Genomic DNA, 26924 nt, shown 5'->3' with positions numbered 1-26924 from the left:
CTTTGCTCACAAGATGGTCCGCGCACATCTGGGACTGCCCCTTCGATTATTATGCTATTCGCCGGTAATGCCCGTCTTATCGATACTTTCCACAAACCACCGTTGAACGATCAAATAGAGGATCGCTAGCGGAATAATGGAAAGAAGAGTCCCCGCAAAAGCTTTGGCTTCCGTGAAATTCAGGTTCGGATTTTTGCTGAAATCGCCCCCTCCGCCGGCATTCACCGCCGCGCCGAAAGTATCCTGCAAATCTCCCAGCAGCATCGGAACCGTTTGGATTTTCCCGTCCAAATAAAAAGAGGTTAAGAACGTTTCGTTCCAATAGATCGAAAAGCCGTACACGCCTGTAATAATAAAAGCCGGTCCGGCCATCGGAAGCGCAATGTTCCAGAACGTTCGGAAGGCGCCCGCTCCATCGATAAATGCGGCTTCTTCCAACGCTTTCGGAATCATTCTGAAAAATTGATAGAAAATGAGAATAAAAAGCGCCGCCTGCTCTCCTTGGCCGGTTAAAGCCGGTACGACCAACGCCCCGAGATTGCCTTTCAGCCCCATCTCCGTAAAAATTTGAAATCTCGGTATGAAAAACAGCGTCTTCGGAACGATGTAGGTAAACAGAAGCAGCGCAAACACGATTACTTTGCCTCTGAATGCGAAGCGTGCCAAACCGTACCCGATCAGCGCCGAAGACAGGATGACGCTTACGGTGGAAGCGCCCGCTACCAAAGCGGTCGTAACGAAAGCGCCCGGCAGCTTTAGCGCCCTCCATGTCGTTTCGAAGTTAAACGTATACAGAGCGGTTGGCAGCCATTCGACGGTGTTGTCCACCAGATCCAGGTTGGACATGAAGCTTACGGACAACATGTAGAGCAACGGGTACAAAAAAACAAATCCGAATACCGTCAGCACCGCATAGGTTGCGGCTTTGTAAACGAGACCGTCGCTGATTTGCATTCCGAAAAACGCTTTTCTTACTGTCGGCATAAGGAGTATGATTCGATGTTTGATGCGTAAATACGTGCCCGTCAAATCGGTCACCTCCCTTTCGAGCTTCTGCTGCGAGTCGCATAATAGAGAATCGCGATCAGCAGGATCTGTACGGCGGAATAAAGGATGGCAAGCGCGGAAGCGTAGCCTTCGCGCCGGGAACCGTCATACTTGGACTCCATAATGATCGTATTGATCGGGTTCGCTTCGAAATTGGCCAGAAAAACGACCACATAAACGACGCATACGCTGACCAGCGGGTAAATCATCGGCAAGGTAATTTTCCAGAAAGAAGTCCATGGCGATGCTCCGTCGATCGACGCCGCCTCGTACATATCTTTGCTGATTTTCTGAAGCGCAGCCAAAAAAATCAAAATCGGTACGGCACTGTACCATAACAATTGAACGATCAGTTCGAAGAGGTCGACGATCAGCATCACCGCATGGCTGGAAGGAATGATCATCAAGAGCGTCTCCAGAATAAAACGGTTTGCCGCGATCGACATCCCGCCGTACGTGCTCATGTTGTCCATCAATTCGCCGTTTAAAATCAGGATCGGCAAAAAGAACAGTAGACGATAAAGCGATGTTCCTTTTATTTTCCGATTGAGCAAGAGCGCAATGATGACCGACAAAGCGATAATGACCGGAACGTACAACAGCGTGCTGACAAAGAAATTTTGAGCTTCGATGACAAAGTCGATCTCTTCCAGCAAAATTCTGCTGTAATTGTCCATGCCGACCCATTTGTATCTCCAGCCGGTCTTGAGCCCGAAAGAAACATTATGAAAGCTCATGAACACGGTCCTGTACAACGGATAGGCGACAAATGCCAGGAAACCGATAATCCAGGGGCTGATGAAGAGCAAGCCGGTCAAGCCTTGTTTGCTTTTTATGCTCAAGCGGCGTTTTGCGGGCTTAACCTTTCCCGTTTGCACTTTGGCTTCGGCGGAAACAGTTGTCATAGAATCTCAAACCCTTTTGATTTAATTTTCACATCTTCATACATATAATCCGAGCCGTTGTAATTCATAATGATTTTCCTTCCGTTGTCGTATTCGACCAGGACCACTCCGGCATCCAGTATCGTATGATCGATCATTTCGCGGCCCGCTACTTCCTTTAACGCGCGATTTACGGTGGAGTAGTAAAAATCGATCCGATCCTCCAAATATTCGAGCTCCGAAGTATAGACATCGTTGGATGCGGTTCGTTTGATGTCGTATGTCGACTCGCCTGTCAGGACGAACGACGGATAAATGCCGAACTCTATCAACCTGAGCGCCGCATCGGCATCATTGGACGAAAAATTCATATACGAAGAATACATGTCCGTATAACCGCTTAAAACGAGCGGCACCAGCGGAATCGTCGCATCGATGAACAGCAGCTCGGAGGAAGCGACCGGCGCGTCGTAATATTCGCTGACATATTTGTAGAGATACGCATCAGGCTGATAAAGGCCGGTTTGAATGCCGTTATCGTTCAGAAGCTGCAGGAGATGCTCCACATATGCCATTCCCTCATTGGAATAACCGATCGTTCCATGATCGTAATGGGTAAACAGGCTTGTCCCGAAGCCGTCCAATGCCAGCGATCCGATGTCGTATTTTTGGAAAGCGGCCAGGTCTTTTTCCGCCAGCACTTCGAAATATTTGGGATTATTCAAGTAGTTGTACAACGATTTATTTTCATTCAGGACACTTGCATCTTTTCGGTTCAACTTGCTCGCTGTATATCTCGTTTTTTCGTAATAAGATCTGGCATAGTCGACATAATAGCTAAACTTGATACCTTTGGATGCGAAATATTCCGTCGTCTCCTGAAAAGCGGGGCTTCCGCCGAGATGTTTCATCACTTTGAAACGATAGGACCGGTCTTCTTTCACGAATGTTTTAAATGAAACATTCAAACGATCGTATCCTTTGTCCGCCAATGTCCCGACAATTTCTTGCGCCTGCTTGTACGTGGTCGCCGGTACATCTTCAAGCCCCAACGTTCCCATCGTAATTTCGTTATTGATAAAGTCGATTTTCATCGGAATCTTGTCGTGAGTATTGTCCGCTTTCTTTGCCAAGCCGTCCTTCTTGACCAGAAAATCCCGGAAACCTTTCGCCACCCCGACATAATTGGCTTGCTTGCCGTTCAAAAAAACGTAGCGCTGGACAAGGTCAAATCGATTGGGTTGCTCCTGAAATCCCAAGATGTGCTGATCTTCTTTCACCCTGCTTTGGAACTGGGCATAGGCCGTCCGATAGTTGTAAGTGAAGTACGATTGATAATAGTTCGTTTGCAAATTTTTCGACACATAATTATAAGTCGCGTAACTGGCGCCGTTCTCCGCGATAACGAGCACGCCGGCACGATCCGCATCGTGAATCATCCCGTAAATCGGCAAAGATACCCTTTCCAGCGGTTTGACGGCAATTCGGCGGGGATTGAGCTCAACCGTATTTTCATATCCCGGATCCTGACCATATACGGGGGCCGAGTATCCGGTGGCATACTTCGGTGTTTCATTCAAGTTCACCATTGCGCCGGAACCGTCAGGAATCACGATATATCCGTCTTCCTTGGACGCCGCGCTCCCGAAGAACGGGAACACAATAATCTCGCTTAATGAAATGTCGTCGTTACCCGGCTTCCACAACTTGGGATTATATTCCTGAATGCTTTCACGCGGGATATGAACGATGACGTCTCCCTGCCGCAGCGTGACGGCCATATCGAATTTGATCTGCGCCTTCGTAAAATCAATCGTTACGGTAAAGCCGTCGTCTCTCAATCGGAATGTCTTTTCCGCCTTATCGCCCAGAATCGTCCTTCGCCCGGGCGTAAATTTGTCGTACGTCATGATCGATATGCCGGATTTGATATAAGCGATCATATCTGCGCTGTATCCGGCCTCTTGCATGTCCGTACCGACGTCATAGGAAAACCAGACATATCCGCTGCATTTGTCTTTGACGGCAATGGCAACGCTCTCTTCCTCGAGATAAAGCTCAAGCTGCTCATTATCGGCCACCTTTTTGAAGGTATCCGGAACGGACGCTTCGGCGGCATGGGCGGCGCATGTTTTCGTCCCGTCGTTCACCGCAATGTCCTCGTAGTTGCTTTGCGCTACAGCCAATCCATATTTTACATCCTGACGATTACCCAACAAACAGCTGACGCCGAATATGGCCAAGATGAGAAATACGATTCCGTATTTCCATATTTTCACTACCATCTTTTGCTCGCCTCCGCAAACACGTCATGCACGAATCCAAGCAGCTGGCTGCCTATCGAATAAAAGACAAACAGGAACAATCCGATAATGAGCATCGTAAAGACGCTTCTAAAAATGACGCTCACGGTTTCGCCAACTTCATAATTATGGATGTCCTTGATCATGAAAAACATTAAAAATGCGACCCAGATCGTCATCGCCTGAACCGGCAAATGGTAAAATACCGACTGCTCTAACGTTAACCCGTTGCTGAGCAGGACGAGCGGCGGCAAGATCACAAGTACCGGACTCAAGGAGTAAGCGGTAGCGTTGTAGACATCCCTGAATTTCCCTTCTCCGTCAGCGATCGAGCAAATCAGGTAATTGGACAGCACCCATAAGACGGCAAGGCCGACCATACTTGCCAATTCATACACGACGTACCCTTGCTTCTGTACGAACAACGGGCTGGCATATTCGTAATGTACGATCAACAGCATGACGATCAGCAGATAGATAACGGTAGATGATACCCTCGACACCCGGTTTTCGTACTGGATTTGATAATATCCCTCCAGCGGCTGCTTTAAGAAAGTAAAAACATACAGCAAATCGTCCACGATTTTAATTGTTCTGACGCTCCTGAACGCACCGGATATTTTCGGGCCGTATCCGTACTTTCGGTTCAAATATTTATGGACATAATGAGCGAGCAAAACGGCGAGGAAGACGATAAATACGATGTTCAAGTGGTTTTGCAGCCAGGATTGGCGAATTTCCCAGAAAGCTTCCGATACGCCCGGGTTATATTTGGCATACCGGTATTCTTCCATGGCAGCGGCAGCATCTCCATCCCGGAAATAGGCGTCGCCCAAACCGATACGGGCTTTGTCAAAAAGCGAGTTATACTTGAGCGTGTACTTCCAAAGCTCCTTACTCTTTTGATAATCACCGTCTTGATAGGCATCCATCGCTTGGTGAACGGCATCGGCGAACTCTGTCGAGCGGTAGGTTTGAATGATTTTCGTTCCCTGATCGACGACGATCAGTTCGTCCGCAGAATTGGACGCCATGCTTACAGGCCGGTTCAGCAGGCCCAGCCGGCTGGAGTTGAAGTCTTTTCCCCCGAACAGGAACAACAAATTACCATACGAGTCATACTCGAAAATCCAACCGTCCGCACTGACGGCGAACACGTTGTTATGATTGCCGATCCATACGCTTTCCATGGAAAAGGTTCCGACCATTCGATCGGGGAAATAGTTCGTTCCCGACACGTTAAATTTCTTGATCGGATTGGTTTCGACGGATGAGGTAACCGTATAAATAAACCCTTTCTTATCGATTGCAAGATTGCTGGGAACATCGGAAAATACTTTCTGCACTTTCTCTTCCTGCACTTTTGTGAGAAAAAGAGAGCGCAATTGGTCCAGCAAAGGGACTTTTAACGGATTGGCGCCGAAGAATGTCATAAATTCTCCGTCTCGGTTCAGCATAATTAAACCGTTTACGGAACCGGTGCTTCGCACATAAATGTTGCCCCTCACATCTACCGCAACATGCGTCGGAGCGAACTCATAGCCTTCCGCGAAAATCGGCGAGTCCGGTTTGCCGATCTCTTGCACCAGTGTATGAGAGAGTTTGTCGAAAATCATAATTTTATTTGCCGACGTATCGACAACATAGATGTATTGGTCGGTTACAAACGTGCTTTTGATAGCGGAGAACTTATTGCTGGCGAGCTCTTTATAAAAACGAAAATTTCCGTCCAAGATCAAAATTTTGTTTAACGCGCTGTCCGTAATATAGACATAGTCCTGATCGTCGACAAATACGTGCTCCGGCATCTCCAGCCTTTGGCCGTTAATTACGCTGATTTGCGCGCCCGGCGTATAAGCGGCTTGCGTCTTGATCGTATAGCCTTCGCTGTCGCTGGTATAGGTGTAGTAAGGGGCATCAGCAGCCGCATACGCATGCGGCATAACGAAATAAACCAGCACGACTGCCGCAAAAAAATTCAGCACACCTTGTAGTTTTCTCATACTTACTTGATCCCCGTATGCGCCATGGAAGCCATGACTTTATTTTGTAAAATAACAAATAGTATCAGATTCGGGACAAACATGACCAAGCCGGCCACAGCCGACAATCCCGCTCCGGCCACGATATTGCCGGATTGGGCGACCAGGGTGTTCATGTAAAACGGAAGGGTTCTTAACGACTCGTCATCCATAAAGATCGACGAGCCTTCGACATTGCCCCAGCTTGCCTGAAACGTCAATATGGCTACCGTAACAAGGGCAGGCTTGACAAGCGGCAGCATCACGTTCCAATACACCCGCCAATTGCCCGCCCCGTCCATCTTCGAAGCCTCGATCAGATCGTCCGGAATTTGATCCATAAACTGCTTGATCAAAAAAATGCCGATCGGCATGGCCAGCATCGGAATGATGTGTGCGAGATACGTGTTGAATATGCCCAAATTTTTAATAATTAGAAACCGCGGAATGGCAACGGCTATCGGAACGAACATCAGCGCCAGCGTATTGATTTTATTAAAAGTGTATTTTCCTTTGAAATGCAGCTTCGACAATGCGTAAGCCGCCGCAGAGCTGACGAGCAAAGTCAGCAAAATGACGATCGTCGTCGTGAACAAACTGTTAAACACGTATCGCGAAGCCGGAATTCCCGATTCCGCGGAAAAATGAAATAACAGACGAAAATTTTCAAGCGTTGGGCTGTTCACGAAGAACGTCGGCGGATACGCAAACAGTTCCGTGAACGGCTTGAACGCATGATTGACGATAAACACGATCGGAAGGGCCATAAAAACGGACATAACCGTTAAAACCAGATGGAAACTTAATTGATCCCTATGCAATTTGTCGGGGTTAATTTTGATCAACTCTTCTCACCACGCTAAAGGAAATAATGGAAACTACTTATGGTCTCCGAATAATTTGTAGCTGATCTTGTTAAACAGAATCACGATAAACAACAGAACGACGGTGACCGCGGAGGCGTATCCCATTTCATAACGGACGAATCCGAAGTCGTTCGCATGATCGACAATGAGCCAGCCGGCATACTGCGGAGGAGGCGACCCTCCGCTGAGTGTCGCCGCAATGCCGGATGCGTTGAACGTACCGATGATGGCCATAACCGCGCCGAACAACATTTGAGGCTTCATCGACGGAATAGTGATATAAAAAATTTCTTGCCAGCGATTTTGAATTCCGTCGATATAAGCCGCTTCATACAACGTTCTGTCGATATTCAGCAAGCCTGCCAGCATGGCCAGAAATCCTACGCCCATACTTCCCCACAGTCCGATAAAAATCATGATCGGCACCAGCAAATCCGGCGACTTTAACCACTGCAGCGGCTCCTGAATGATGTTCATGTTCAGAAGCCAATAGTTTAAATAGCCTGCACGGTCTCCGCTGAACAGCACCCTCCATACGACCGCCATCATGACGGGGCCGGTCACGGAAGGAGAATAAATGATGACGGTATAGATCGTTCTGATGTTGTGGGGCACTTGCGAAAGCATCCAGGCGAGCAAAAACGCGAGTATATACCCGATAGGCCCTACGATAACGGCATATAGCAAAGTATTGGACACCGCATGCTGTAAAAACACCGTATCGCCTGTAAATAGATCGATGTAATTTTGAAATCCGACGAACTTTGGAAATTCGACAGTATTAAAGTAAGTAAAAGACAACGCGATAGCGACAGCCACCGGCAAAACAATCAATAGCGAAAACAATACGGCATATGGCAAAATGAACAGATAAGGAGACTCCGCCCATCGGGCAAGGCTTTGCTTCAGTTGGCGTTGGCGCTGCACCCTTACGTTTGCCTCGACGCTACTTTCCATTGGTTCTCACCCAGTTCTCTACATTTTCGAGCATTGGAACAACGTAAGGTTTGATCATGTTGCCGTTCTCGATATAACCAAACTCGTTCAGTTTCCGTTCCAATTCCCTGTTGATGATTTTTACGGCATTGTCGATTGCAATTCGCGGGTTTTGCTTGTCAAATACGACCTGGTTCCACGCATTGCTGATTTCGCGCTCCAACACATAGTCCCCGGGCACTTTTCCGGTTGCCTGGATCCACTTCCATTGCTCCAGAATGACGTCCTTGGAGTCGGAAGGCCATGCGCTGTTTTCGAACCCTTCCAGGTTTGCCGTCATATACAGAAACTTGTCTCCCAATGTTGCCTGAATATTGTACGAAAACGCACTTTGCGTCTCGGCGCTTGCCCACCACTTGATGAACTCCCAGGCCGCTTCCTTTTTGTCGCTGTTTTTGAATATGATGCTTGCGCTGCCGTATGTAGGATCCCAGCGCTCAATGATTCCGGCTTTATTTTTGACGCCCGGGATCGGGAGAATCCCCCATTGCCCGGCCAGCTCCGGCGCGGCATGCTTTAATTGAATGTAAGTGTTGGCGTCGCCGATTCCAACCGGCGTTTTCCCGTTCCGAAAGCTTTGAAAAAACTCGGAGGTCGTAACCGGAACGTTGTAAACGGTAAAGAGGTCGGTCATAAATTCGAACGCCTGGTACGCGCCGTCTTTATGGATGACGGTTTTGGTTCCCGTCTCATCGTACAGCTGTCCGCCGAATTGATAGATGAACGGTGTCGTCACGTCGAATCCTTTGTACGCATTGTCGGAACCGAGCGGCGTATAGAAATTCATGTCATATTTTTGCAGCATCGGAACGAGACTGACGACATCGTCCCACGTCTCGGGCGGTTCTTCTCCCAGGAAATCCAAAATATCTTTGCGGTAAAATAACATTTTGACGTCTTGTGTTTCCGGGAAAGCGTACACGCCCTCGTCATAAATAAACGGTATAAACGCCCCGGGATGGTATTGTTCCGCCAATTCGTAGAATCCGTCGTACGTTCTCAAATTTTCGATGATCCCTCTGAGCGCCAGTTCGAAAGGTCTGCCGTGACTGACGCCCAAAGCCGCGTCCGGCGTGCTGTCTGCCGCATTCGACAACACGATTTTGTTTTCGTCCGGCAAGATGGACAGGTTGATTTTGATGCCTGTTTCAGGCGTAAACTCCTCATCGATCATCCGCTGAATGATTTCCACATATAATCTGGATTGATTCACCCATATCTCGACCGTATCATCGTCAATTTCCGCAGCCTGGACATATCTGGGGTTGGCAAAGGTATAAAAGAATGCTTTCGTGTTTTCGACCGTCCTTGTAAGCAGATTGGCTTTTGGCGCCGGCAGTTCGCCGCCGTTGTGAACGTAGATTTTGTCCAGGTGAAGCGGATTGTAAACGAGCATCGGGAGTACGGACTTTATTTTTCCGTATGCGGAAGACGGGCCTTCATTGAACTTGGTCATATAATGCGGCAATTGTTCCGGGTCTTGAATAAATTCGCGTATCAATTGTTCGGCGATTTCAAGCTCCGTAATGACGGGCAAATCGTCGCTTTGAGTCTGCGCAATCAAGGCAAGCTTTTGCTCCTCGATTTTAGCCGCGATCCCTTGCAAATAAGCGGCGATCTCGGGGATATAGGTTTCAATTTTCCACGTCCGTTCCTTGTCGATCAGGCCGCCTGTCAAGCGATTCACATGTTGAGCGGTAATATCGATAGCCTCCAAGGTTCTAAGCAGTTCGTGATAGATCTCCCTGATTTTGGCGTTATCAATCGACAGCGTAAGCGTATGTTCGCCTTTATGTAAATAAATTTGGTAAGGGACCCTGTTTTCATCCTGAAGCGTTTCGTTTTTCCAGCCGCTGGAATAGTGGAATGCGTAATGTTCCAGCTCTTTGAACGGGACTTCCCCGTCAATTTCGATTCTCCTGTTCGTCGGCATCCCGTTGTTGGTATCCTGGGAGTATTTAAACGTCAATTCATAGTATCCGCTTTCTTCCACCGTAAACGGATAGGACACCCGGTCCCCGCTTTCCCCGAACGAATAGCCGTCCAGTACGTTCATGACCCGGTGTTTATATGCATAGGGTGTCACTTGCGGATCTCTGACATATTTGGCGCGAATGCTTTGCCTGCTTTTAAGCGAGACTTGTTCGGCTTCGATCGTTATCACCTTGTTCGAACCGTTTTTCGAATCTTCAAGGTTTGCGCCTTCAAGGGCTGCGCGATATTCATTATAGGTCACGGCAGAAGGTTGCGTATTTTTCAGCTCGATTTTTCCGACCAAAATATAACCTTCGTTCAGCGTGATGCGGACCGAATTTTTCCCTTTATGCAATAAGAATTTCAACGGTTCGGTAAAAAAATAATTGGGATCGGCCAAACCTTCGCTTCTCCATCTGGTCATAATGGCCGACTTCGGCGTCAATTCATCGCCGAAACGGTCAACCTTGCGGCTGCCGTCGTTCACCTTCCAGTCGATTGCAAGATTTAATTTGTTCATTTCGTTAAATTGATATTTGCCGTTAATTTCAACGTCAAGTTCCGGGTTTAAAGCTGTTTTGTCCAACGTGTAATAGTCGATCCATATTTCATACAAACCTTGCTCGGCGACATCCGCATCGAAAGTCAGAACCTCTTTCGGTTCAAGATAGACGACATCGCTTCCATACCCTTCGCTTTGAGAACGGCCGTATACTTTTCCGCCGGTCATCGCAGCTGCCGGAATGTTGTACTGGCGGTTTGGAACGGCTTCTTTCGCTTCTTCCCATTTCTTGTAGACATGATAATAGCTGCTATTTTCGCCATTGGCCGTCACAAACGTCTCCAAAGCTGCAATACTGTGTCCGGGATCGGCGCCGGACCGTTCTTGCCCGGAACCGGCAGGCCGATCATTGCTGCCGAAGTACAACGCGGCGGCCGCCGCCGCCATGAGGAGCAAACCGAATATTCGTAAAGGGGCTTTCTTTTTTGTTGTCACTTGATCACAACCTAACAAAAATTTTGCGGTATGAATCTGAAACTTTAAGAATAAGTCAATAGTTTCTAATTATTTCTAATTAGAAACTATTGACTGTTCATCTCCAATTATTTGTTATATTCCCTCAAATAATCGTCCAATGTTTTATTCAGCAGCGCATCCCATTCCGGAGCAATGTCGCTGTATTTTTTGCCTTCGTCCCGGATATCGTCCCGAATGTCCCACGGGTTCAACGTACCGTAAGTTTTGGCTACGCCGGGTATATGTCTCGGGTAAGGTATCGGATTCGAAAGCATCTGCTGGAAGTCGACATTCTGGAATGCCGGGAAATTAAAGATCGCCAGCTCGCTATCTTCCGGGAATCCTTTGACAAGCGGATGATGCTTCAACACTTCAGGATTCGTCGTAATCGGCCACCCCTGAACGAAATCCATCAACCGGTCTTCCGCTCTTAACGGCGCATCTTCGGGAAGTCCGGTATATTCATCGATCAGCGCCCAGCGGGATATCAATCCTTCTTCGCTGTATGTCAACCATTTCAATAATTGGAATGCCGCTTCCGCTTTGACCGGATCTTCCGATAGTGCGCTGGACAAGCTTAGCGTGTCGTAATAAGCGTGAATACTGGTTGTGCCGCCTTCCGGCGCTTGCGGCATCGGGTAAATATCGATTTCCATTTTGCGCGTTTTAATCAATTCATTCACATCCGAGCTCAGCGCATACATCCAAACGTTTCCGACCGCTTCCAGGCCGTCGCCCCAGGACCAGCCCAGATTTCCCGCTTTCTTCGCTCTTTCCTCTTCGGTCAAATCGTAAAAGTGCAGTCCCTGCTTGCCTTCTTTGGAAACCTGATCGAGCCATTCGCCGAATTTTTTGCTATTGGTGTAATCGAATCGGCGCGTTTCCATATTGAACCCTTTCCAGCCGTTCGGAATGCTGTCAAAGTAATGCGACCCGAATTCGATAAATTCAATCATTCCCGGCCAAATCGGGTTATTGGGCGTAAGCTTGGCAACTTCGGAACGAAGATGCTCGTAATCGTCATAAGTCCAGTTGTACGGCGGAATCGCAATATTGTTTTCTCTTAGCAATTTCAGGTTTAATGCCGGGAACTGCGCGACGGACATCCAGGGAATCCCGTATACTTCTTTGCCGTCATACGTTTGCATAAAGCTTCTCGCGTTCTCGGATATCCATTTCGAGTCCGGATCGGCTTCCAGATAAGGCGTCAGGTCCAACGTGAGCTCCCTGTCATACACCTCGGCCGATAGCGGCGAATAGAAAATATCCGGCAGCGTGCCTTCCATCGCTCTTGCCGTCAGGATTTCAAGCTCGTCGCCATCCGGCTGCTCAATAGCGAATTGACGGTCGCGGGTAACTTTGATATTCGGATACTTTTCGGTAAATTTCTTAATATTCAAATAAATCGGGTTGGCATCGTCATTTTCGCCGTAGAAACGCAACGCGAACAACAATTCGATCGGTTTTTCCTGCCAGTCGGGAACGCCGTTTCCGTCTTCGTCAATTCCGGCCGATTCGGAACTTTGTTCATTCTGGGTGACTTCTTCTGTCTCATTGGCTTCATTGGACTCATTGGATTCCGCCGCTCCCTCATCTTTCGAACAAGCGGAAAGCACAAGCGAAAAAATGAGCGCAAGCGAAAGGAGTAAGGCAATTTTTCTTTTCATCGGGACCCTCCATGTACTCGAAATGTGCTTGAATGCCTTTTTATTATAAAGTGAAAGAAACTGTCGCTAAGATAGAATGCGGTCGCCAGTTAGGATAGACAAATGATTGCAAGTTTCGAAGCGGCGGCAGCTGCCTTCTGCAGGCGAACGACATGTTTCTCCCTATCTGTCGAACATTTGTCTACGATGCGGCAATGCCGTTTATTTGTAGTCGATTTTGACCAGATCCCAATACTTCAATTTCGGCAGCTTGAATGACACCTGTCCGTCTTGCTGTTCAAACGTCAACGGCACGGGCGAACCGTTGTAATAATCGGGAGAAGCAAACATGATGCCGCCGACCTTCCGGTCCGCCGGAAAGATGACGCTCACATCCCGAAGCTCTTCCGGCTCGGCCTGATTCGCCTCGTTGTCTTTCCAATCCATCGTTGTCGCGCTGGTGAAATTGATAAAGTGAATGATATCGCTTCGATTCTTTCGCTTTGCAAAGGACCATATTTTGCCCTGTTCGGCTCTTGCCGATATTTCCGGCCCGCCCGATCCCGCAACTTTCAGCTTCGAATCTTCCAGACCGTCGCGCAAAATATTTTGGTACGCCGTAAGAAAATCGTAATAGCGAATCAGCTGCGCTTCCAATTCGGGCGACACGGATAAATTTTTGTTGGGAAAATACTCGTTGGAGAGCATATTTTCCCCAAGCTCCAAGTGAGCCCCGCCGGAGGCGAAGATGACCGCGTCCGTAAGCAAAACGCCCGCCGGATTAAACTGCCCCCGTCCGGATTTGGAATGATCGTAGTTCATATACGCGGCGAGAACCGTGTTCAATTTGTTTCTGCTGGATTGGCTGTTTCGATCGATCACCGCTTTCAAATCGTCATACTTCGGATAGGACCAAACCTCGGTATAGAGAAAATCAACGGGCGCGAGCGCCGCCAGCAAGCCCTGCCCGTATTGATCGACTGCATTCATGACATACGCGACGTCCAGGTTTTTCTTTGCCGTCTTTAGAAACGAAACATAGCCTTGCGGAAGATTGACCATTTTCCCCGCTGCATCGAACAACATCCCCCGATCGCCCAGCTGGTCCACATGCCAGCCGTCGAAAGGCAGCGTGTTGAACACCTCTTTCTCTTTCCCGATAAGATAGTTTTGCCATTCGGGGTTGCCGGGATCGTACAGCATAATATCGCTTGCCCAGCCCGGAAGCGGGTGTTTGTCCTGATCGGTTCGGTCGCGGCCTTTGAACAGCCCCCATTCTGTTTTCACGCCGTCTTCCGCCGCGTCCTCGTATGCACCGAATATCAGGTTATAATTCATCGCTTTCATATTTTTGCCGTGCGCGAGATCAATATAGCCCTTCACCGTATCGAAAGCGACCGGACGGTTCGCAATATCCGGCCACATGTCCGCCGGCTTGCCGCCGACCCGTTTGATCGGATCGTGATGCTTGTATTGCCAATCGTAAAACTGGATTCCGTTAATATGGAACCGGTTCAGACGTTCGATCACGCTCTCCATCTGTTCCCGGCTCATCTTGTGGAAATCCGCCAAATAACCGTAACGCGGAAATTTGCTCCAGTCGGAGGAAACATCGACGGCAATATTAAGGTGGTCCGCGATCCGGTCATGCTTTACAACGAATACTTCCGCCATATAGCCTCTGAAGTCATCTTTCGGCGGCTTCCAGCTCCAGACGACCCGTTCCCCTTCCGCTTTCATTTCCCGTTCGCCGATCTTCGCGCCGAGATGACGATACTGAACAAGCACTTTGGTATCGGGTTCGAACGGATGGAGCCGAAGCGTAAAGTTCACGGGCTCTCCCGGGCGATAGGCCGCTTTGTCGGTGGCGATCCACTTCATTATGCCTTCTCCCGCCGCCTGAGCGGTATCTATTTCAATGTCCTTCTTCCCGCTTATCCTGCATCCGGTAGCGAACGCTGTCATACAGCATGTCAATACGATGGCACAACGTCTCGCTCTCGCCATATTGAATTTCATTCCGTCATCTCCAATCTGCGCCATTGAAATCCGACAGTTTATCTTTAGCATAAGGTAAAAAGCCGGAATACTAGATAGGAAGCGGTAGCGAATTCAGGTAGAAAAATGACTGCAACCGTAACGACATTTCTCCCCCTTGTCCGACGACATTTGTCTAACGTCGTCGCAAGTTCCGCATCCGCTCATACAAAAAACCGGTCCCTGAGAAGGAACCGGTTATCTCTGCATCATCGCTTGCGCCACTTCGTCCGTAATCCGATCGCCGCCTTGTCTTTTCCACTCTTCGACCCATCGGTCGAAGGCTTCGAGCGGCGCGACCCCCATAATAATCTGCGTGAACAAATCCATCTCCGCGTCCACAAGATGGCGCCATTGCGTCTCCATCGTTTCGGTATGCGAATAGTAGATGCTGCTCACTTTGTTCAGATTCGGATCGAGCAGATTTCTCCCGCCTACCAGCAAGGAATAGGCTCGTTTGAAATTGCTGCCCCGCGTATTCCAGTATTGAATATCGGTGCGATCGTAGGGAGCCAGTTTCGTATTTTTGATGGCGTTCAAGTCGTTATGCAGCAACGAATATTCGACTTTATCGGCAAAATCCTCGGGCTTGCTTTCCCCGGCCATCACGTCATGAAGTGCTTTTACAGAAAACGAAATTTCATCGCGGGGAGCAAGCGTAATCCGCAATGGCTGAAAGTCTATCCCGTATTTGTACTCGTCCCGCAAAATCAAATTCGCCACTTTGATTACCGCTTCAGGGTATTCATAGCCTTTACGGACGACCACAAACGATTTCGTCGGCTTAAACATTTTGGCATTAAAATGCCCGTCAGCATCGAGCGGCAAGGCGTAAGCCTGCCAATTGGCTCGCGGGTTGTTTTTCAAAGCTTCCGGCACCGGCCAATATCCCCCTGAGAAAGGCGCAAAAAATATTCCGCCTTTGCCGTCGATCACGGCTTCTGCGGGCGATTCGCGAATCCCCATTTCCTGATCGATCAACCCGCTGCCATACAGATCGCGAAGCTTGGCAAGCGCTGCTTTCGTCTCCGGCTGGATCGATCCGTAGACCGGTTTTCCGTCGGCGCTTTTCAGCCAAAAGCCGGGGTAGCTATTATAGGCGGAAAAGACCGGATTTAAATTAAAGCTGCCGGGACCGGAATGAAAATCGTCATAAAGAGAAGGGCCTGTGACGATGCCGACCGTATCCGCCCGGCCGTTCCCGTCAGGATCTCTCTCGACGAAAGCTCTCGCCGTTTGCTCCAACTTCTCCATCGTTGCGGGCGGCTGAAGGCCGAGACGGTCCAGCCAGTCCTGACGAATCCACATCATGCTGATATCTTCCGCTTCGACGGATGGAAGGGCGAGCATTTTGCCGTCGAACGTGGCGTGTTCCATCGCCTTCCCGTTTGTGCTGTCGATAATGCGTTTCATGACAGGCGATGCGTAACGATGATACACTTCCGTCAAATCGGCCAGCTCGTCGGCTTTGACCATTTGCTTTAATTGAAATTGGGAGACCACCATCGCATCCGGCAGCGTATTGCTGGCGATCGCCAAATCGATCTTTTGTTCCATATTCTCGTTGGCGACCATCCAATCAATTTTGATGTTCACATTGAGCGTATCTTTAATGGCCGTAACCCAAGGATTACGGGCCGGGGTCTCCCCGGTGTATGACTTGAAAGTAGGGTCTACTCCCATTCCGATGCGCAGCGTAATCGGCTGCTCGTATTTCCCGAACGGATGATGTTCGTCGGTTACCAAAGCGGAGCCGGAGTCCGGTATATTTGATCTGCTGCAAGTTGCGATCACAATCAACAATGCGAAAATGAATACTGCGGCGCTTTTGTTCAGCATGCGTTACCTCTTGCTATCGGCATCGTTTTACGCTTCCGCACGTTTGCTGAGCCGGTATTCGCTCGGAAGCATTCCCGTAAATTCCCGAAAAGTGCGGCTAAAATATTTGTCGTCCATATACCCGGTATGCTGCGCAATCCATTGAATCGTTTTGTTCGTGTAAAGCAGATACTGCTTTGCCTTTGCCATACGGATCATCCGAAGATGCTCATTGAACGTATTACCGATAATATCTTTAAAGCACTGGCTGAAATAACTGCGGCTCATATTCATCCTTCTGGCCACATAGGCGGCAGTCAACGGCTGATCCATTTCGGAACGCATGAATTGTTCCGCTTTCAGAATGCAGTCTACGATTTGCTGCGAGTAACCGGTTTTATGTACCGCAAGCCGGACCAATTCGCGGATGCCGACCAGCCACTGCTCGACTTGAAACCACGAATGGACCGGTTCCTTCAGCGTAATTTTCCCGAGCATCGGTTGGGAATATAAGCGGTTCCACTCGTTAACAAAGGCGTATAACAGCCCCAGCAGCTTCGCTTTCGGCAGTCTGAGCAGCTTGATTTCCCGGACGAGTTTGGCAAACAACCCGTCATGATAAAGCCATTCGGCGGACAGCCATAAATCTTTCAGCGATTCCAGCTCTTCTTCCGCAGGTTCTGCCAGCTGCTGATAGCCTTTATGAATGCAAATCGCGATAATCTTGCAGTCGGGGCGATAAAGATAAAACAATTCCCTCTCCGCAAAATCCCTTATCCATCGCTGCACTTCTGACCTGGTCCATCCCGCCAAACCGGATAATTCGACCAAAACACCGTTTTCCGATGCGCTCACGTTGTTCGATAATTGCTGCGAAAGATTACGGTCATCCCCTTCTTCGGAAAGCAGCAGCCAACTGCTCCGGTCCGCTTCGATGATGCGAACGTGCGCAGAGAGTTTCAAATTGTCGGCCCACTCGCGATACGAAACGCCGTTCAGACAAACGACCGCATATCCCCGGTCGGACGCAAGAGGCGCGAATTCGTGCTGAACATGTTGAACGTCGCTGTGCTTCGACTGTTCTTGAATCCGGATTGCGATCCTCCCCAGAACTTCATCCAATTGATCTTGCTCGAGCTCCACCTTCGCAATATAATCAATGGCCCCCAGCCGGAGCGCTTCCTGGATATATTCGAAATCTTGATGCAAAGTCAGAACGACGATATGAACATGGGGAAATCGCTTGCGGACGATCCTCATCAATTCAATCCCGGACATTACAGGCATGGCGAGGTCCGTCAGTAACAAATCGACAGCCTGCGATTCCAGCAATTCCAGCGCTTTCTCTCCGTTATTCGCTTCGCCGACGACCTGCATCCCGAATTGCTGCCACGGCATCACCGAAATGAGCCCTTTTCGGACCAATTTGTCGTCTTCCACCACGAGTACTTTAATCATGCTGCGTTCTCACCTCTTCAATCGGCAACGTTAGATAGATGCTTGTCCCTTTCCCTATTTCGCTCTTTATCTCCAGCCCGGCTTTATCTCCATATCGGGACTCGATCGTCCGTTTCACATAATTCAAGCCGATTCCAAGTCCGACCTTTTGCTGTCCGGCCGTTCTGCTATGCAGCAATTTTTGGACGGTTTCCTCCGACATGCCCGAGCCGTTATCATGAATCGCGATCTCGATGCCTTGATTCAAACGGACGTCTATCCGAATGTACCCGTCGTCCTGCAATCCGTGATAGAGCGAATTTTCCACGAGCGGCTGCAAAATGAAGCGGGGAACCGGTATTTTTAATACGTTCTCGTCCACATGAATGCGAACGTCGAATTGAAAATTGTATCGGATTTGCTGCAGCGTCAAATATTGTTTTATCGCGTCTACTTCTTCTTCAATGGTAGAAGGCCGTCCTAATTTCCCCAAATTGTAATACAATAATTTGTTCAACGACTGGATCAGACGATCGAGCTCTTGCTGCCCGTTCATGACTGCAAGCCAGTGCGCGGTATCGAGCGTATTCATCAAAAAGTGAGGATTGATCTGATAAAGCAGTTTTTCCACTTCCAGGTCGACCCGTTGCTTCTCTTTTTCTCTCACTTCATGAAACAAGTCCCATATTTGTTTTTTCATTTTTTGAAATTGACGCAGCAACGTGTGAAATTCCGGTATCTTCGTCTGTTCGAGGTTGGCGTTGGTTTGCGTTTGCGTAATCATTTTGATTTCCGTCTGGAACTGGTTAAGAGGCTTGTATACCATCTTCCACAGCAGCCATGCAAGCAATAATGTTACCGTAATCAGGAACAAGGTGAATAATGAAATCTGGACGATCCATCGATTTTTTTCTTCGTTAAAATCTTTTTCCGCAATGACCGATACGACGCTCCAGCCTTGACTGCTCGCCTGCTTGTACCAGTAATAACCTTTGCTGTAGCCGGACGTATCGCCTTTCGAAAAATCGGAGAAGGTTGTGCCGCTTCTGAATAACCGCGGAACTTCGCTATAGATGATTTTCCCGTTGTTATCCAAAATAACATGGGAAAAATTATTTTTGGATTGATCACTATCGGGCATATTTTGGACCAATTGAAGGCCCATCTCGATATAGACGTACACATCGTCTCTGCCGGGGAAATCCACTTTTCTTAATGCCGAAAGCACATATCGGTTGTCGAGCCGGTTAAAGCTTTCATGAGGTCCATAATAGGAAATGCCATAATATCCGGCAAAAAGAGGCAGTTTCTTCGGAGAGAAGCTGTATTTCACCGGTAAATTTTCAAATTGGTATTTTTGATCGTTTCCGAAATAATACAATGTCAGGCCGATATCCGGATTGGTGAATGTAATCAGGTTCAATTTTTTCTTGAATTGGTGCTGCAGCTTCATTCGGAGAAACGGTTCTTCGGTTCGCATAAGCTCGTCGAGCTCTCTTACGATCGTGCCTTCATAAGCGAATTGCTGGGAAATATGGTTCAGACTGTTGATCGATTTTTCCAAAGACAGCGTCACTTGCCTGAGGTTGCTGCGAATGCCTGTTTCAATTTTATTCGATAAGATGGAGTTGATCGTAAAATAAGAAATGATGCTGATGCTTATAAATGAAACGAGCGAACTGAATAAAAAAATGATAAATATTCTTGCTTTTAAAGTCATGGAAGACACCTGTTTTCAAGATCTTCCGTACTCAGATATGCGGTTATGCTCATTTGACCCGACCTTTTATATTTATCATATGTATAATTTTTGTATAATTTTGAACCCCGATTTGATCGCTTTCGATGCCAAACGATTCAATCGGCAAGCAGGGCATGCCTATAATCCTACATCCCCCGCCCGCGCTGGGGAGCAGGGGACATAGGACTGCGATCCGAAACGCCGATTATTGCGTCAATACAACCCCAGGAAGAAGCGGGCGATTTTGTCCTGCAAGCCCGGAAGACCTTCATGCCCGAAGTCCGGGAAAATTTCCAGCCTTTTCTTCGAAGTGATCTTGTTGTATGCCGCGAATTGGGTAGACGGCGGACAGATCGTATCCATCAGCCCGACTCCGAACAGCACTTCCCCGCGAATGCGATTGGCCAAATGTTGAATATCAATATAACCGAGACGGGTGAAAATTTCCTCTTCCCGCTTGTGCTGCGGATCGAACATGCGGAAATAGGTGCTCAGTTCCTCGTAAGCGCCTTTGGCCAGATCCATTTCCCAGACGCGCCGATAATCGCTCAGAAACGGAAACACCGGCGCAAGCTTCTTCACGCGGGGCTCCAGCGCCGCGCAGGCAATGGCCAGGGCGCCTCCTTGCGATCCGCCGGCTGCGTATACCTCCTCCGGATCGACTTCCGGAAGCGACATGGCGATGGCGGCAAGCTGGGCGGTATCGAGGAAAATTTGCCTGTACAGCAGATCGTCCGGCTCGCCGTCAAGACCGCGGATAATATGCCCGCGATGCGTGTTGCCTACGACCGATCCGGAATCCTGCGAACGCCCTCCTTGCCCACGGCAGTCCAACGCCAGCACCGAGAATCCGAGCGACGCGTAAGCCAGTTTGTCGAACCAGTCGCCGGAGCTTCCCGTATAGCCGTGAAACAGGACGACCGCCGGATGCGGCTCCTTCGCTCCCTTCGGCCGGACATACTTGGCATGCACGCGCGCGCCTTTTACCCCGTTAAAATACAAATGGAAACAGTCCGCTGCGGGCGTCGTAAAATCGCTAGGCACAATTTCGATCCGGGCATCGACGGCTCTCATCTCCGCCAGTCCCCGCTCCCAGTACGCATCGAAATCGTCAGGGCGCGGATTTCTTCCCTGGTAGGCGTAAAGCTGCTCCAGTGGCATATCAATCAGTGGCATGCTTGTTCTTCTCCTCATTTCGTTTTGGAGTACAACGCTTTCATTTGCTATGTTAAGCTTTCGCGTTCCGGAAGTAAAGAGTTTGCATGATATCGGACCAAACCGCACATCCTAACCCGGACAACTGGCATCAATCGGGAGGTTCGAGCTATGACTTGCAGGAAAGAGCCGGCCGCACGCATTCGAATGAAGCGGCCGCAACTGCCGGTAAGCCGCATCGTGCCGATGCTGGCCATCATATCGGCGTTGCTGGCGAACTTCGGGACATGTGCTGCCGAGGCGCCGGGCATGCGCAGCGCGGCCGACATGTCGGGGCTTCGCGTTCACTCAAGCAGCGCGGCCGACATGTCGGGGCTTCGCTTTCACAACCGCGGGGCGGCTTCGGATACGAATGCATACCTGTCGTCGCCGGCGCAATTCGTTTCAGCCGGGCAAGCGGGCACCCGCGTCACCAGCGCCGAATACAAGGCAAAGCCACGCCAACGGCGAGACATTCCAAGCTGGACGTTGCTGGAGCGCCGCTTCCCGGGCGTATTCGTCATCAGCGGTCCCCGCAATGCGATGAAGGTGGCGCTCACGTTCGACGATGTGCCGGACCCTCGTTTTACGGGACAAGTGCTGGACATCCTCGCCAAGCATAAAGTGAAAGCGACGTTCTTCGTTGTCGGTTGGCGAGCGGTCAAATATCCGGAACTCGTTCGCCGCATTCACCGCGAAGGCCATACCATCGGCAATCATTCTTACGGCCATGCCGCATTTTCAGCCTTGTCCGAAGCATCGTTCATCAAGGAGATCCGGACGACGGATACCGTTTTGTCCCGTCTGACCGGTTCCGAGCCGCGACTTATCCGGCCTCCGTACGGCGAAATTTCGTCCCGACAATTGCAGTGGGCGCGGGATAACGGCCGCATCGTCGTCAATTGGGATGTCGATTCCGTCGACTGGAAAGGCATAAACCAGTATCAAATCTTGAAAAATGTGCGCAAAACGCTTCAGCCGGGCTCCATTATTTTGCAGCATGCCGGCGGCGGCGTCGGTCAGGATTTGTCGGGAACGATCGCAGCGCTCCCCGGCCTGATCGCCATGCTCCGCAACGAAGGATACGAGCTTGTGACGGTGCCCGACCTGCTCGGCTTGCCGTCTGTCGGCAGGCCGCATCGGACGTAACGCTGTTTTGCCAAGTCTACCTGTTGCTGCAAGCTGCCCGTAAAACGCAAAACACCGGAATTTGTCCTTGCGTTGACAAATTCCGGTGTCGATGCGATTATTCCAGAACATAAACATTAATATACTGAATACCGAATTGGCTCGCTTGCTGGCGGCTGCCGCCGACGAACAGATCGACCCGGTAACCGTTGATCGCGCTGCCCGTATCCGTCGCCGTTGCGTAATAACCGCCCTGCGGCAAACCGTTATAGTCGTAGCCGGTAATATAAAGCTTCGTTCCGAGCGGAATAACTTTGGGATCGACCGCTACCGTGCCGATTTTGAGCGGATTGCCAAAGTAATCGACCGGTCCCCAGCCGTTTTCCTCATGGGATGCCGTATATGCCGTCGCTTTTGCTTTAATCGCCGTTTTGTAGGCGATCGTCTTGCCGTTCAGTTTGACGGTTTTCGTATTTTGAGCGGCTTTGGAAGCGGAAGCGGCCTTGACCGTATTCGCCGATGCCGCGCCGGTTGCCGGAATTTTGATTTTCAACCCGGCATAGATGTTGAGCGGATCGATCGTCGGATTGGCTTTCATCAGCTTGTTCAAGTCGACATTATACTGGCGGGAAAGCTTCCAGAATGTATCGTGATTCGTTGCCGTATGTGTCTTGGTTGCTGCGGAAGCGGTCGCAGCCGAAGCCGATAACGCGAATGCGAGGGCGAGCGACGTTGCAGTTACAACGGTCCGCCGGACTAATTTTACCATTCGTACCATTGAACCTCCTGTTTCAGCGTAATAAAATATGCGCCGTCGACGTACCGGCGGCGCATATCCTCAAACTGGCTTAACCGATGAACATTTGCACCCATTGGCCTTTGTAGTACGCAACCCCGATTTTCGTAAAGTTTTTGCTCAGGATATTGGCACGGTGACCCGAGCTGTTCATCCAGGCGTCCATTACTTCCTGAGGAGAACGTTGACCGGAAGCGATGTTCTCACCTGCGTAAGAATACTTCACGCCAAAAGAGCGCATCATATCGAATGGCGATCCGTAAGTCGGCGACGTGTGGCTGAAGTAATTGTTGATCGACATGTCTTTCGCTTTTTCAAGCGCGACTTTCGTCAGCAACGGGTCCGACTGCAGAGCAGGCAGTCCTGCTTTGGCGCGTTCCTGGTTAACCAGCGTTACGACCTGCTGGGCGAACTGATCCTGGGCTACCGTCGAACCTCCGGTGTTGCCGGCATTGCCGTTGGAACCGTTGTTGCCATTACCGGCGTTGCCTTGGTTCGCACCGCCGTTGACGGCGTTGCCTTGATCTGCGCCGCCGTTGCCGGCTTTGCCTTGATCTGCGCCACCGTTGCCGCCATTTGCTCCGCCGGGTTGTCCGGGCAGATTCGGGAAGCAATTGCCTTGGCCAAGATCGATTCCACCAAGGTCAATGTTACCAAGATTGATATCATCGAGATTGATACCATATTTATCTGCAATTTGTTTAAGCGTATTGTTGTCAATCTTAATCGGTGCACTGAAGTTCCACTTCACGACGGGTGCGGCTTCCGCCGGTTTCGCCGTCGCTCCGACTCCTGCTACTGTCATGCCAGCGATGACGAGACTAGCAATCCCCAACCGAATCGGTTGCCATTTCATGAATGTTTCCTCCCATGCTCGTTTTTTCGGGCTGCTTGGCCCCTCACGAAAATTATCGTAACATGAGAACAACCGGCGCAGATCACACAATAAATGCCAAATCTCGATTATGAGAATCTGTTCATCGAAATTTGTTGATTTGCCGACATTCGACCGAATCCGGATGAGAAAAAGCTAATGTTTTTAAGGTGCATAACATCGCATTAACGAGGCTCGCTTGACCGGCATAATGCCGAAATCAGCCAGTTTATCCGGCATTCCGCTTCGTTTGTATGCCGTCGCCGCGCGGCCCATAGCGCACCTGTAAGGCGCTACCGGCGTAAAAAAACACTCTGCCGCAATCGACAGAGTGTTTTTTCGCTATACGTCCGTGCCTATCAGCGGGCCAGCCAGCCGCCGTCCACGCAAAGGATATGGCCGTTCATGTAATCGGAAGCCGCGGATGCGAGGAAGATGACAGGACCTTTCATATCCTCCGGCGTTCCCCAGCGGCCGGCCGGAATCCGTTCGAGTATCGAGTCGTGCCGCGCTTTGTCGGCGCGCAGCGCCGCCGTGTTATCGGTTGCCATATAGCCCGGCGCGATCGCATTGACCTGAATGCCCTTGCCCGCCCATTCGTTCGCAAGCGCCTTCGTCAGTCCGGCAATCGCGTGCTTGCTGGCTGTATAGCCCGGAACGTTGATGCCGCCCTGGAACGACAGCATCGAGGCGATATTGATGATTTTGCCGCTGCCGCGCTCGATCATATGGCGTCCGATCTGCTGGGACAGCCGGAATACGGCATGCAAATTGACGTCAATGACGTCATGCCAATCCTGCTCCGCATGATCGGCCGCCGGCGTGCGCCGGATAATACCGGCGTTGTTGACCAGAATGTCGATCGCGCCGAAAGCTTCTATCGCGCGCCGGACGACATCGCCGATGCCGTCCAGTTCGCCGAGATCGGCGGCCAGATGGACCGCCCGCCGCCCGACCGCCTCGATGGCGCGGACCGCTTCGCCGCTGTCGGAGCGGGAAACGAGCACCACATCCGCTCCCGCCTCCGCCAGACCGACCGCCATCGCCTGCCCGAGACCTCCGGACGTTCCGGTGACGAGAGCCTTCTTGCCGCTCAAATCAAAACGATTCGTCATGTCCGTTATACCGCCTTTCTTTCCATTCGTTCTGCAGCTGCCGTTTATTCGTCGATGATTTTCAGCTTCGGCCGCCGGTATGCCGCCGCTTGCTCGGCGGGCAGCTTCCGGTCCGTGACGATCGCATCCAGCTCGTCGATCGCCGCGAACGTGATCAGCGCGCATTGGCCGAATTTCGTATGATCGGCGACAGCGATCACTTCATGGGCCGTTTCGACGAGCGCCCGCTTGAAATCGGCCAGCTCGCTCGTATAGATCGACAGCCCGATCTGCGCATCGACCGCCGTCGCCGAAATGAACGCCTTGCGGATGTTCAGTTTCCGTACATATTCCACCGCTTCCGGACCTGTCAAAATGTTGCGGACGCGGCGTCCGCCGGGAACGACGAGCCGGATATGCTCCTTGCTTGCCAGCTCGCGGATAATAAACACGTCGTTCGTAATGACGGTAAGCGGCGCATCGTCCAGCAGCCGGGCGATTTCCAGCGTCGTGCTGCCCCCGTCCAGCGCAATAATGTCGCCGGGTTCGATCAACGCCGCCGCCCGGCGGCCGATGACCGCTTTCTCCGCCGCTTGCCTGACGATCGGCTCCCGCTTCGGGAAAATATCCCACTGGTTGCTCTGCGCCAGCACGGCGCCGCCGTGCACGCGGACGAGCAGCCCCCGCTCCTCGAGCTTGCCGAGATCTTCCCGCACCGTCTTGCCCGATACGCCGAGCATTTCGCTCAGCTCGCCGACGGTGGCTTCTTTGCGCTCGATCAACCGTTCCATAATGAGTTCGTATCGTTTCATGGCATGCATCTATTTTCAACCGCTTTCGCTTTCGAATTGGGGGTCCGGCCATCAAATTTCAGGCGCAAAACGCATACACCTTTATTTCAAATCTTTCATCGCGACCGGATCCATATCGTCGAATTCCTGGTTTTCGCCGGCCATTCCCCAGATGAAGGTGTAGCTAGTCGTTCCGACGCCGCTATGGATCGACCAGCTCGGAGAGAAAACCGCCTGCTCGTTGCGCACGACCAGATGGCGGGTTTCATGCGGCTCGCCCATCATATGGAACACGACGCCGTCCTCCGGCATGTCAAAATATAGATATACTTCCGAACGGCGATTGTGCGTATGGCAAGGCATCGTGTTCCACATGCTGCCGTCTTTCAGCAGCGTCATGCCCATGACGAGCTGGCAGCTCCGGATGCCGCCGCCGTGAATATATTTGTAAATCGTGCGCTCGTTTGAGGTGCTGAGGCTTCCCAGATGGACCGGAGCCGCTTCCTCAATGGCCGCCTTCACCGTCGGATACGACTTATGCGCAGGCGACGAATTGTAATAGAAGCGCGCCGGATTGGCCGCATCGTTGCTGGCGAACGTGACATCGCGGGTACCGAGGCCGATGTACAGGCAGTCGCGCGGCGCCAGCTCGTAGCGCACGCCGTCGGCCGTTACGATGCCCGCCCCGCCGATATTGATAATGCCGATTTCGCGTCGTTCCAGAAAATAGTCGCTTCCCATCTCCTTCTTGTCCGCTTCCAGCTTCACCGGTTCATTCACCGGCAGCGCGCCGCCGACGAGAAACCGGTCGACATGCGAGTATACGGCCGTCAGCTTGTCCGGCACGAACAACGTGTCAATCAAAAATTCCTTGCGCAGACGTTCCGTATCGAAATGCTTCACTTCCTCGGGGTGAGAGGCGTACCGAATTTCCATTCCTGCATCATCCTCCATTGGTTTATAACGAGAACGTTCATTTACGTTCATTATAGTTTATTTACGTTTATTTGGGTAGTGTGATTTACCGTTCCGAGTCGATTTTCCACTAATCCCGGCATTCTCCCGCTTGTAGCCCCACAGTTTTAAGAAAAACGACTCCGTCGTCCCTGTCTGAGGACGATACTGATTCGCGATAAATGCTTAAACAGGATGGCGGCCGGAGTTCTATTCGCCCTCGCCACCCGACCGCTGGGCAACTAATTGCGAACCTCCAGGGCCTTATTCGCTCACGCCACCCTCGCCGGGCGCCTGATTGCGAA

Annotated in this window: 19 protein-coding genes; 1 reads left to right on the top strand and 18 read right to left on the bottom strand. The window is 50.5% G+C overall.

What is annotated here, in order from left to right; genetic code table 11:
• Positions 1–54 precede the first annotated feature (54 nt).
• From ABEV74_RS06235 to ABEV74_RS06175, 13 genes are all read right to left on the bottom strand, one after another.
• Positions 55–954 carry a carbohydrate ABC transporter permease gene (locus tag ABEV74_RS06235; protein WP_430144451.1) on the bottom strand — a complete coding sequence of 300 codons (900 nt, stop codon included), beginning with the start codon at positions 952–954 and terminating at the stop codon, positions 55–57.
• Between the two features lie 80 nt (positions 955–1034).
• Positions 1035–1784 (bottom strand): carbohydrate ABC transporter permease, encoded by a 750-nt coding sequence (locus ABEV74_RS06230; RefSeq protein WP_430144448.1) that lies wholly within the window; start codon positions 1782–1784, stop codon positions 1035–1037.
• Positions 1785–1948: 164 nt separating this feature from the next.
• Positions 1949–4216, bottom strand: coding sequence for a DUF5696 domain-containing protein (locus ABEV74_RS06225; RefSeq protein WP_062491411.1), 2268 nt, complete (start codon positions 4214–4216; stop codon positions 1949–1951).
• A complete protein-coding gene (locus tag ABEV74_RS06220) occupies positions 4210–6237 on the bottom strand; it encodes a YIP1 family protein (RefSeq protein ID WP_430144445.1) in 2028 nt (675 codons plus the stop codon). Before ABEV74_RS06220 ends, ABEV74_RS06225 begins: the two co-directional genes overlap by 7 nt.
• A gap of 2 nt (positions 6238–6239) precedes the next feature.
• Positions 6240–7034 (bottom strand): carbohydrate ABC transporter permease, encoded by a 795-nt coding sequence (locus tag ABEV74_RS06215; protein WP_430144443.1) that lies wholly within the window; start codon positions 7032–7034, stop codon positions 6240–6242.
• A gap of 99 nt (positions 7035–7133) precedes the next feature.
• Positions 7134–8078 carry a carbohydrate ABC transporter permease gene (locus tag ABEV74_RS06210; RefSeq protein ID WP_430144440.1) on the bottom strand — a complete coding sequence of 315 codons (945 nt, stop codon included), beginning with the start codon at positions 8076–8078 and terminating at the stop codon, positions 7134–7136.
• On the bottom strand, positions 8068–11088 hold the full coding sequence (locus ABEV74_RS06205) for an extracellular solute-binding protein (RefSeq protein WP_430144437.1): 3021 nt from the start codon (positions 11086–11088) through the stop codon (positions 8068–8070). Before ABEV74_RS06205 ends, ABEV74_RS06210 begins: the two co-directional genes overlap by 11 nt.
• Positions 11089–11195: 107 nt before the next feature.
• Positions 11196–12776: an ABC transporter substrate-binding protein gene (locus ABEV74_RS06200; RefSeq protein ID WP_430144435.1), complete on the bottom strand. Its 1581-nt coding sequence runs from the start codon at positions 12774–12776 to the stop codon at positions 11196–11198.
• A gap of 201 nt (positions 12777–12977) precedes the next feature.
• Positions 12978–14636 carry a glycoside hydrolase family 66 protein gene (locus tag ABEV74_RS06195; RefSeq protein WP_430144432.1) on the bottom strand — a complete coding sequence of 553 codons (1659 nt, stop codon included), beginning with the start codon at positions 14634–14636 and terminating at the stop codon, positions 12978–12980.
• Positions 14637–14990: 354 nt separating this feature from the next.
• The gene (locus ABEV74_RS06190; protein WP_430144429.1) at positions 14991–16631 is read right to left on the bottom strand and encodes an extracellular solute-binding protein; all 1641 of its coding nucleotides are present in this window, start codon (positions 16629–16631) and stop codon (positions 14991–14993) included.
• Between the two features lie 27 nt (positions 16632–16658).
• Positions 16659–18068, bottom strand: coding sequence for a response regulator transcription factor (locus tag ABEV74_RS06185; protein ID WP_430144426.1), 1410 nt, complete (start codon positions 18066–18068; stop codon positions 16659–16661).
• Complete coding sequence (locus tag ABEV74_RS06180; protein WP_430144423.1) at positions 18061–19767, bottom strand: sensor histidine kinase; 1707 nt, start codon at positions 19765–19767, stop codon at positions 18061–18063. Before ABEV74_RS06180 ends, ABEV74_RS06185 begins: the two co-directional genes overlap by 8 nt.
• 234 nt (positions 19768–20001) lie before the next feature.
• A complete protein-coding gene (locus tag ABEV74_RS06175) occupies positions 20002–20964 on the bottom strand; it encodes an alpha/beta fold hydrolase (protein WP_430144421.1) in 963 nt (320 codons plus the stop codon).
• Between the two features lie 150 nt (positions 20965–21114).
• On the opposite strand from ABEV74_RS06175, the gene ABEV74_RS06170 reads away from it, so the two are divergent.
• The gene (locus ABEV74_RS06170) at positions 21115–22131 is read left to right on the top strand and encodes a polysaccharide deacetylase family protein (protein WP_430144418.1); all 1017 of its coding nucleotides are present in this window, start codon (positions 21115–21117) and stop codon (positions 22129–22131) included.
• Positions 22132–22228: 97 nt separating this feature from the next.
• Here ABEV74_RS06170 and ABEV74_RS06165 read toward each other — a convergent pair whose 3' ends face one another.
• From ABEV74_RS06165 to kduI, 5 genes are all read right to left on the bottom strand, one after another.
• Complete coding sequence (locus ABEV74_RS06165) at positions 22229–22879, bottom strand: 3D domain-containing protein (protein WP_235593364.1); 651 nt, start codon at positions 22877–22879, stop codon at positions 22229–22231.
• A gap of 79 nt (positions 22880–22958) precedes the next feature.
• Positions 22959–23762: a CAP domain-containing protein gene (locus ABEV74_RS06160; RefSeq protein WP_430144416.1), complete on the bottom strand. Its 804-nt coding sequence runs from the start codon at positions 23760–23762 to the stop codon at positions 22959–22961.
• A gap of 377 nt (positions 23763–24139) precedes the next feature.
• The gene (gene kduD / locus ABEV74_RS06155) at positions 24140–24895 is read right to left on the bottom strand and encodes a 2-dehydro-3-deoxy-D-gluconate 5-dehydrogenase KduD (RefSeq protein ID WP_430144413.1); all 756 of its coding nucleotides are present in this window, start codon (positions 24893–24895) and stop codon (positions 24140–24142) included.
• A gap of 44 nt (positions 24896–24939) precedes the next feature.
• On the bottom strand, positions 24940–25695 hold the full coding sequence (locus ABEV74_RS06150) for a DeoR/GlpR family DNA-binding transcription regulator (RefSeq protein ID WP_213530180.1): 756 nt from the start codon (positions 25693–25695) through the stop codon (positions 24940–24942).
• A 72-nt stretch (positions 25696–25767) separates the two neighbouring features.
• Positions 25768–26601, bottom strand: a complete 834-nt coding sequence (gene kduI / locus ABEV74_RS06145) for a 5-dehydro-4-deoxy-D-glucuronate isomerase (RefSeq protein ID WP_430144409.1) — start codon at positions 26599–26601, stop codon at positions 25768–25770.
• Positions 26602–26924 lie beyond the last annotated feature (323 nt).

This window comes from Paenibacillus cisolokensis, assembly GCF_050481165.1.
GTDB lineage: Bacteria > Bacillota > Bacilli > Paenibacillales > Paenibacillaceae > Paenibacillus_AH > Paenibacillus_AH cisolokensis.
The sequence above is the reverse complement of the archived record's forward strand: the minus strand, read 5'-3'. Positions and strand labels throughout refer to the sequence as shown.

Excerpts from the sequence above, each read along its gene's own strand:
- ABEV74_RS06165 (WP_235593364.1), bottom strand. The coding sequence starts at position 22,879 with ATGGTAAAATTAGTCCGGCGGACCGTTGTAACTGCAACGTCGCTCGCC.
- ABEV74_RS06215 (WP_430144443.1), bottom strand. The coding sequence starts at position 7,034 with ATGTCCGTTTTTATGGCCCTTCCGATCGTGTTTATCGTCAATCATGCG.
- ABEV74_RS06185 (WP_430144426.1), bottom strand. The coding sequence starts at position 18,068 with ATGATTAAAGTACTCGTGGTGGAAGACGACAAATTGGTCCGAAAAGGG.
- ABEV74_RS06150 (WP_213530180.1), bottom strand. The coding sequence starts at position 25,695 with ATGCATGCCATGAAACGATACGAACTCATTATGGAACGGTTGATCGAG.
- kduD (WP_430144413.1), bottom strand. The coding sequence starts at position 24,895 with ATGACGAATCGTTTTGATTTGAGCGGCAAGAAGGCTCTCGTCACCGGA.
- ABEV74_RS06160 (WP_430144416.1), bottom strand. The coding sequence starts at position 23,762 with ATGAAATGGCAACCGATTCGGTTGGGGATTGCTAGTCTCGTCATCGCT.
- ABEV74_RS06225 (WP_062491411.1), bottom strand. The coding sequence starts at position 4,216 with ATGGTAGTGAAAATATGGAAATACGGAATCGTATTTCTCATCTTGGCC.
- ABEV74_RS06210 (WP_430144440.1), bottom strand. The coding sequence starts at position 8,078 with ATGGAAAGTAGCGTCGAGGCAAACGTAAGGGTGCAGCGCCAACGCCAA.
- ABEV74_RS06220 (WP_430144445.1), bottom strand. The coding sequence starts at position 6,237 with ATGAGAAAACTACAAGGTGTGCTGAATTTTTTTGCGGCAGTCGTGCTG.
- ABEV74_RS06190 (WP_430144429.1), bottom strand. The coding sequence starts at position 16,631 with ATGCTGAACAAAAGCGCCGCAGTATTCATTTTCGCATTGTTGATTGTG.
- ABEV74_RS06195 (WP_430144432.1), bottom strand. The coding sequence starts at position 14,636 with ATGAAGTGGATCGCCACCGACAAAGCGGCCTATCGCCCGGGAGAGCCC.
- kduI (WP_430144409.1), bottom strand. The coding sequence starts at position 26,601 with ATGGAAATTCGGTACGCCTCTCACCCCGAGGAAGTGAAGCATTTCGAT.
- ABEV74_RS06235 (WP_430144451.1), bottom strand. The coding sequence starts at position 954 with ATGCAAATCAGCGACGGTCTCGTTTACAAAGCCGCAACCTATGCGGTG.
- ABEV74_RS06230 (WP_430144448.1), bottom strand. The coding sequence starts at position 1,784 with ATGAGCTTTCATAATGTTTCTTTCGGGCTCAAGACCGGCTGGAGATAC.
- ABEV74_RS06175 (WP_430144421.1), bottom strand. The coding sequence starts at position 20,964 with ATGCCACTGATTGATATGCCACTGGAGCAGCTTTACGCCTACCAGGGA.
- ABEV74_RS06200 (WP_430144435.1), bottom strand. The coding sequence starts at position 12,776 with ATGAAAAGAAAAATTGCCTTACTCCTTTCGCTTGCGCTCATTTTTTCG.
- ABEV74_RS06180 (WP_430144423.1), bottom strand. The coding sequence starts at position 19,767 with ATGACTTTAAAAGCAAGAATATTTATCATTTTTTTATTCAGTTCGCTC.
- ABEV74_RS06170 (WP_430144418.1), top strand. The coding sequence starts at position 21,115 with ATGACTTGCAGGAAAGAGCCGGCCGCACGCATTCGAATGAAGCGGCCG.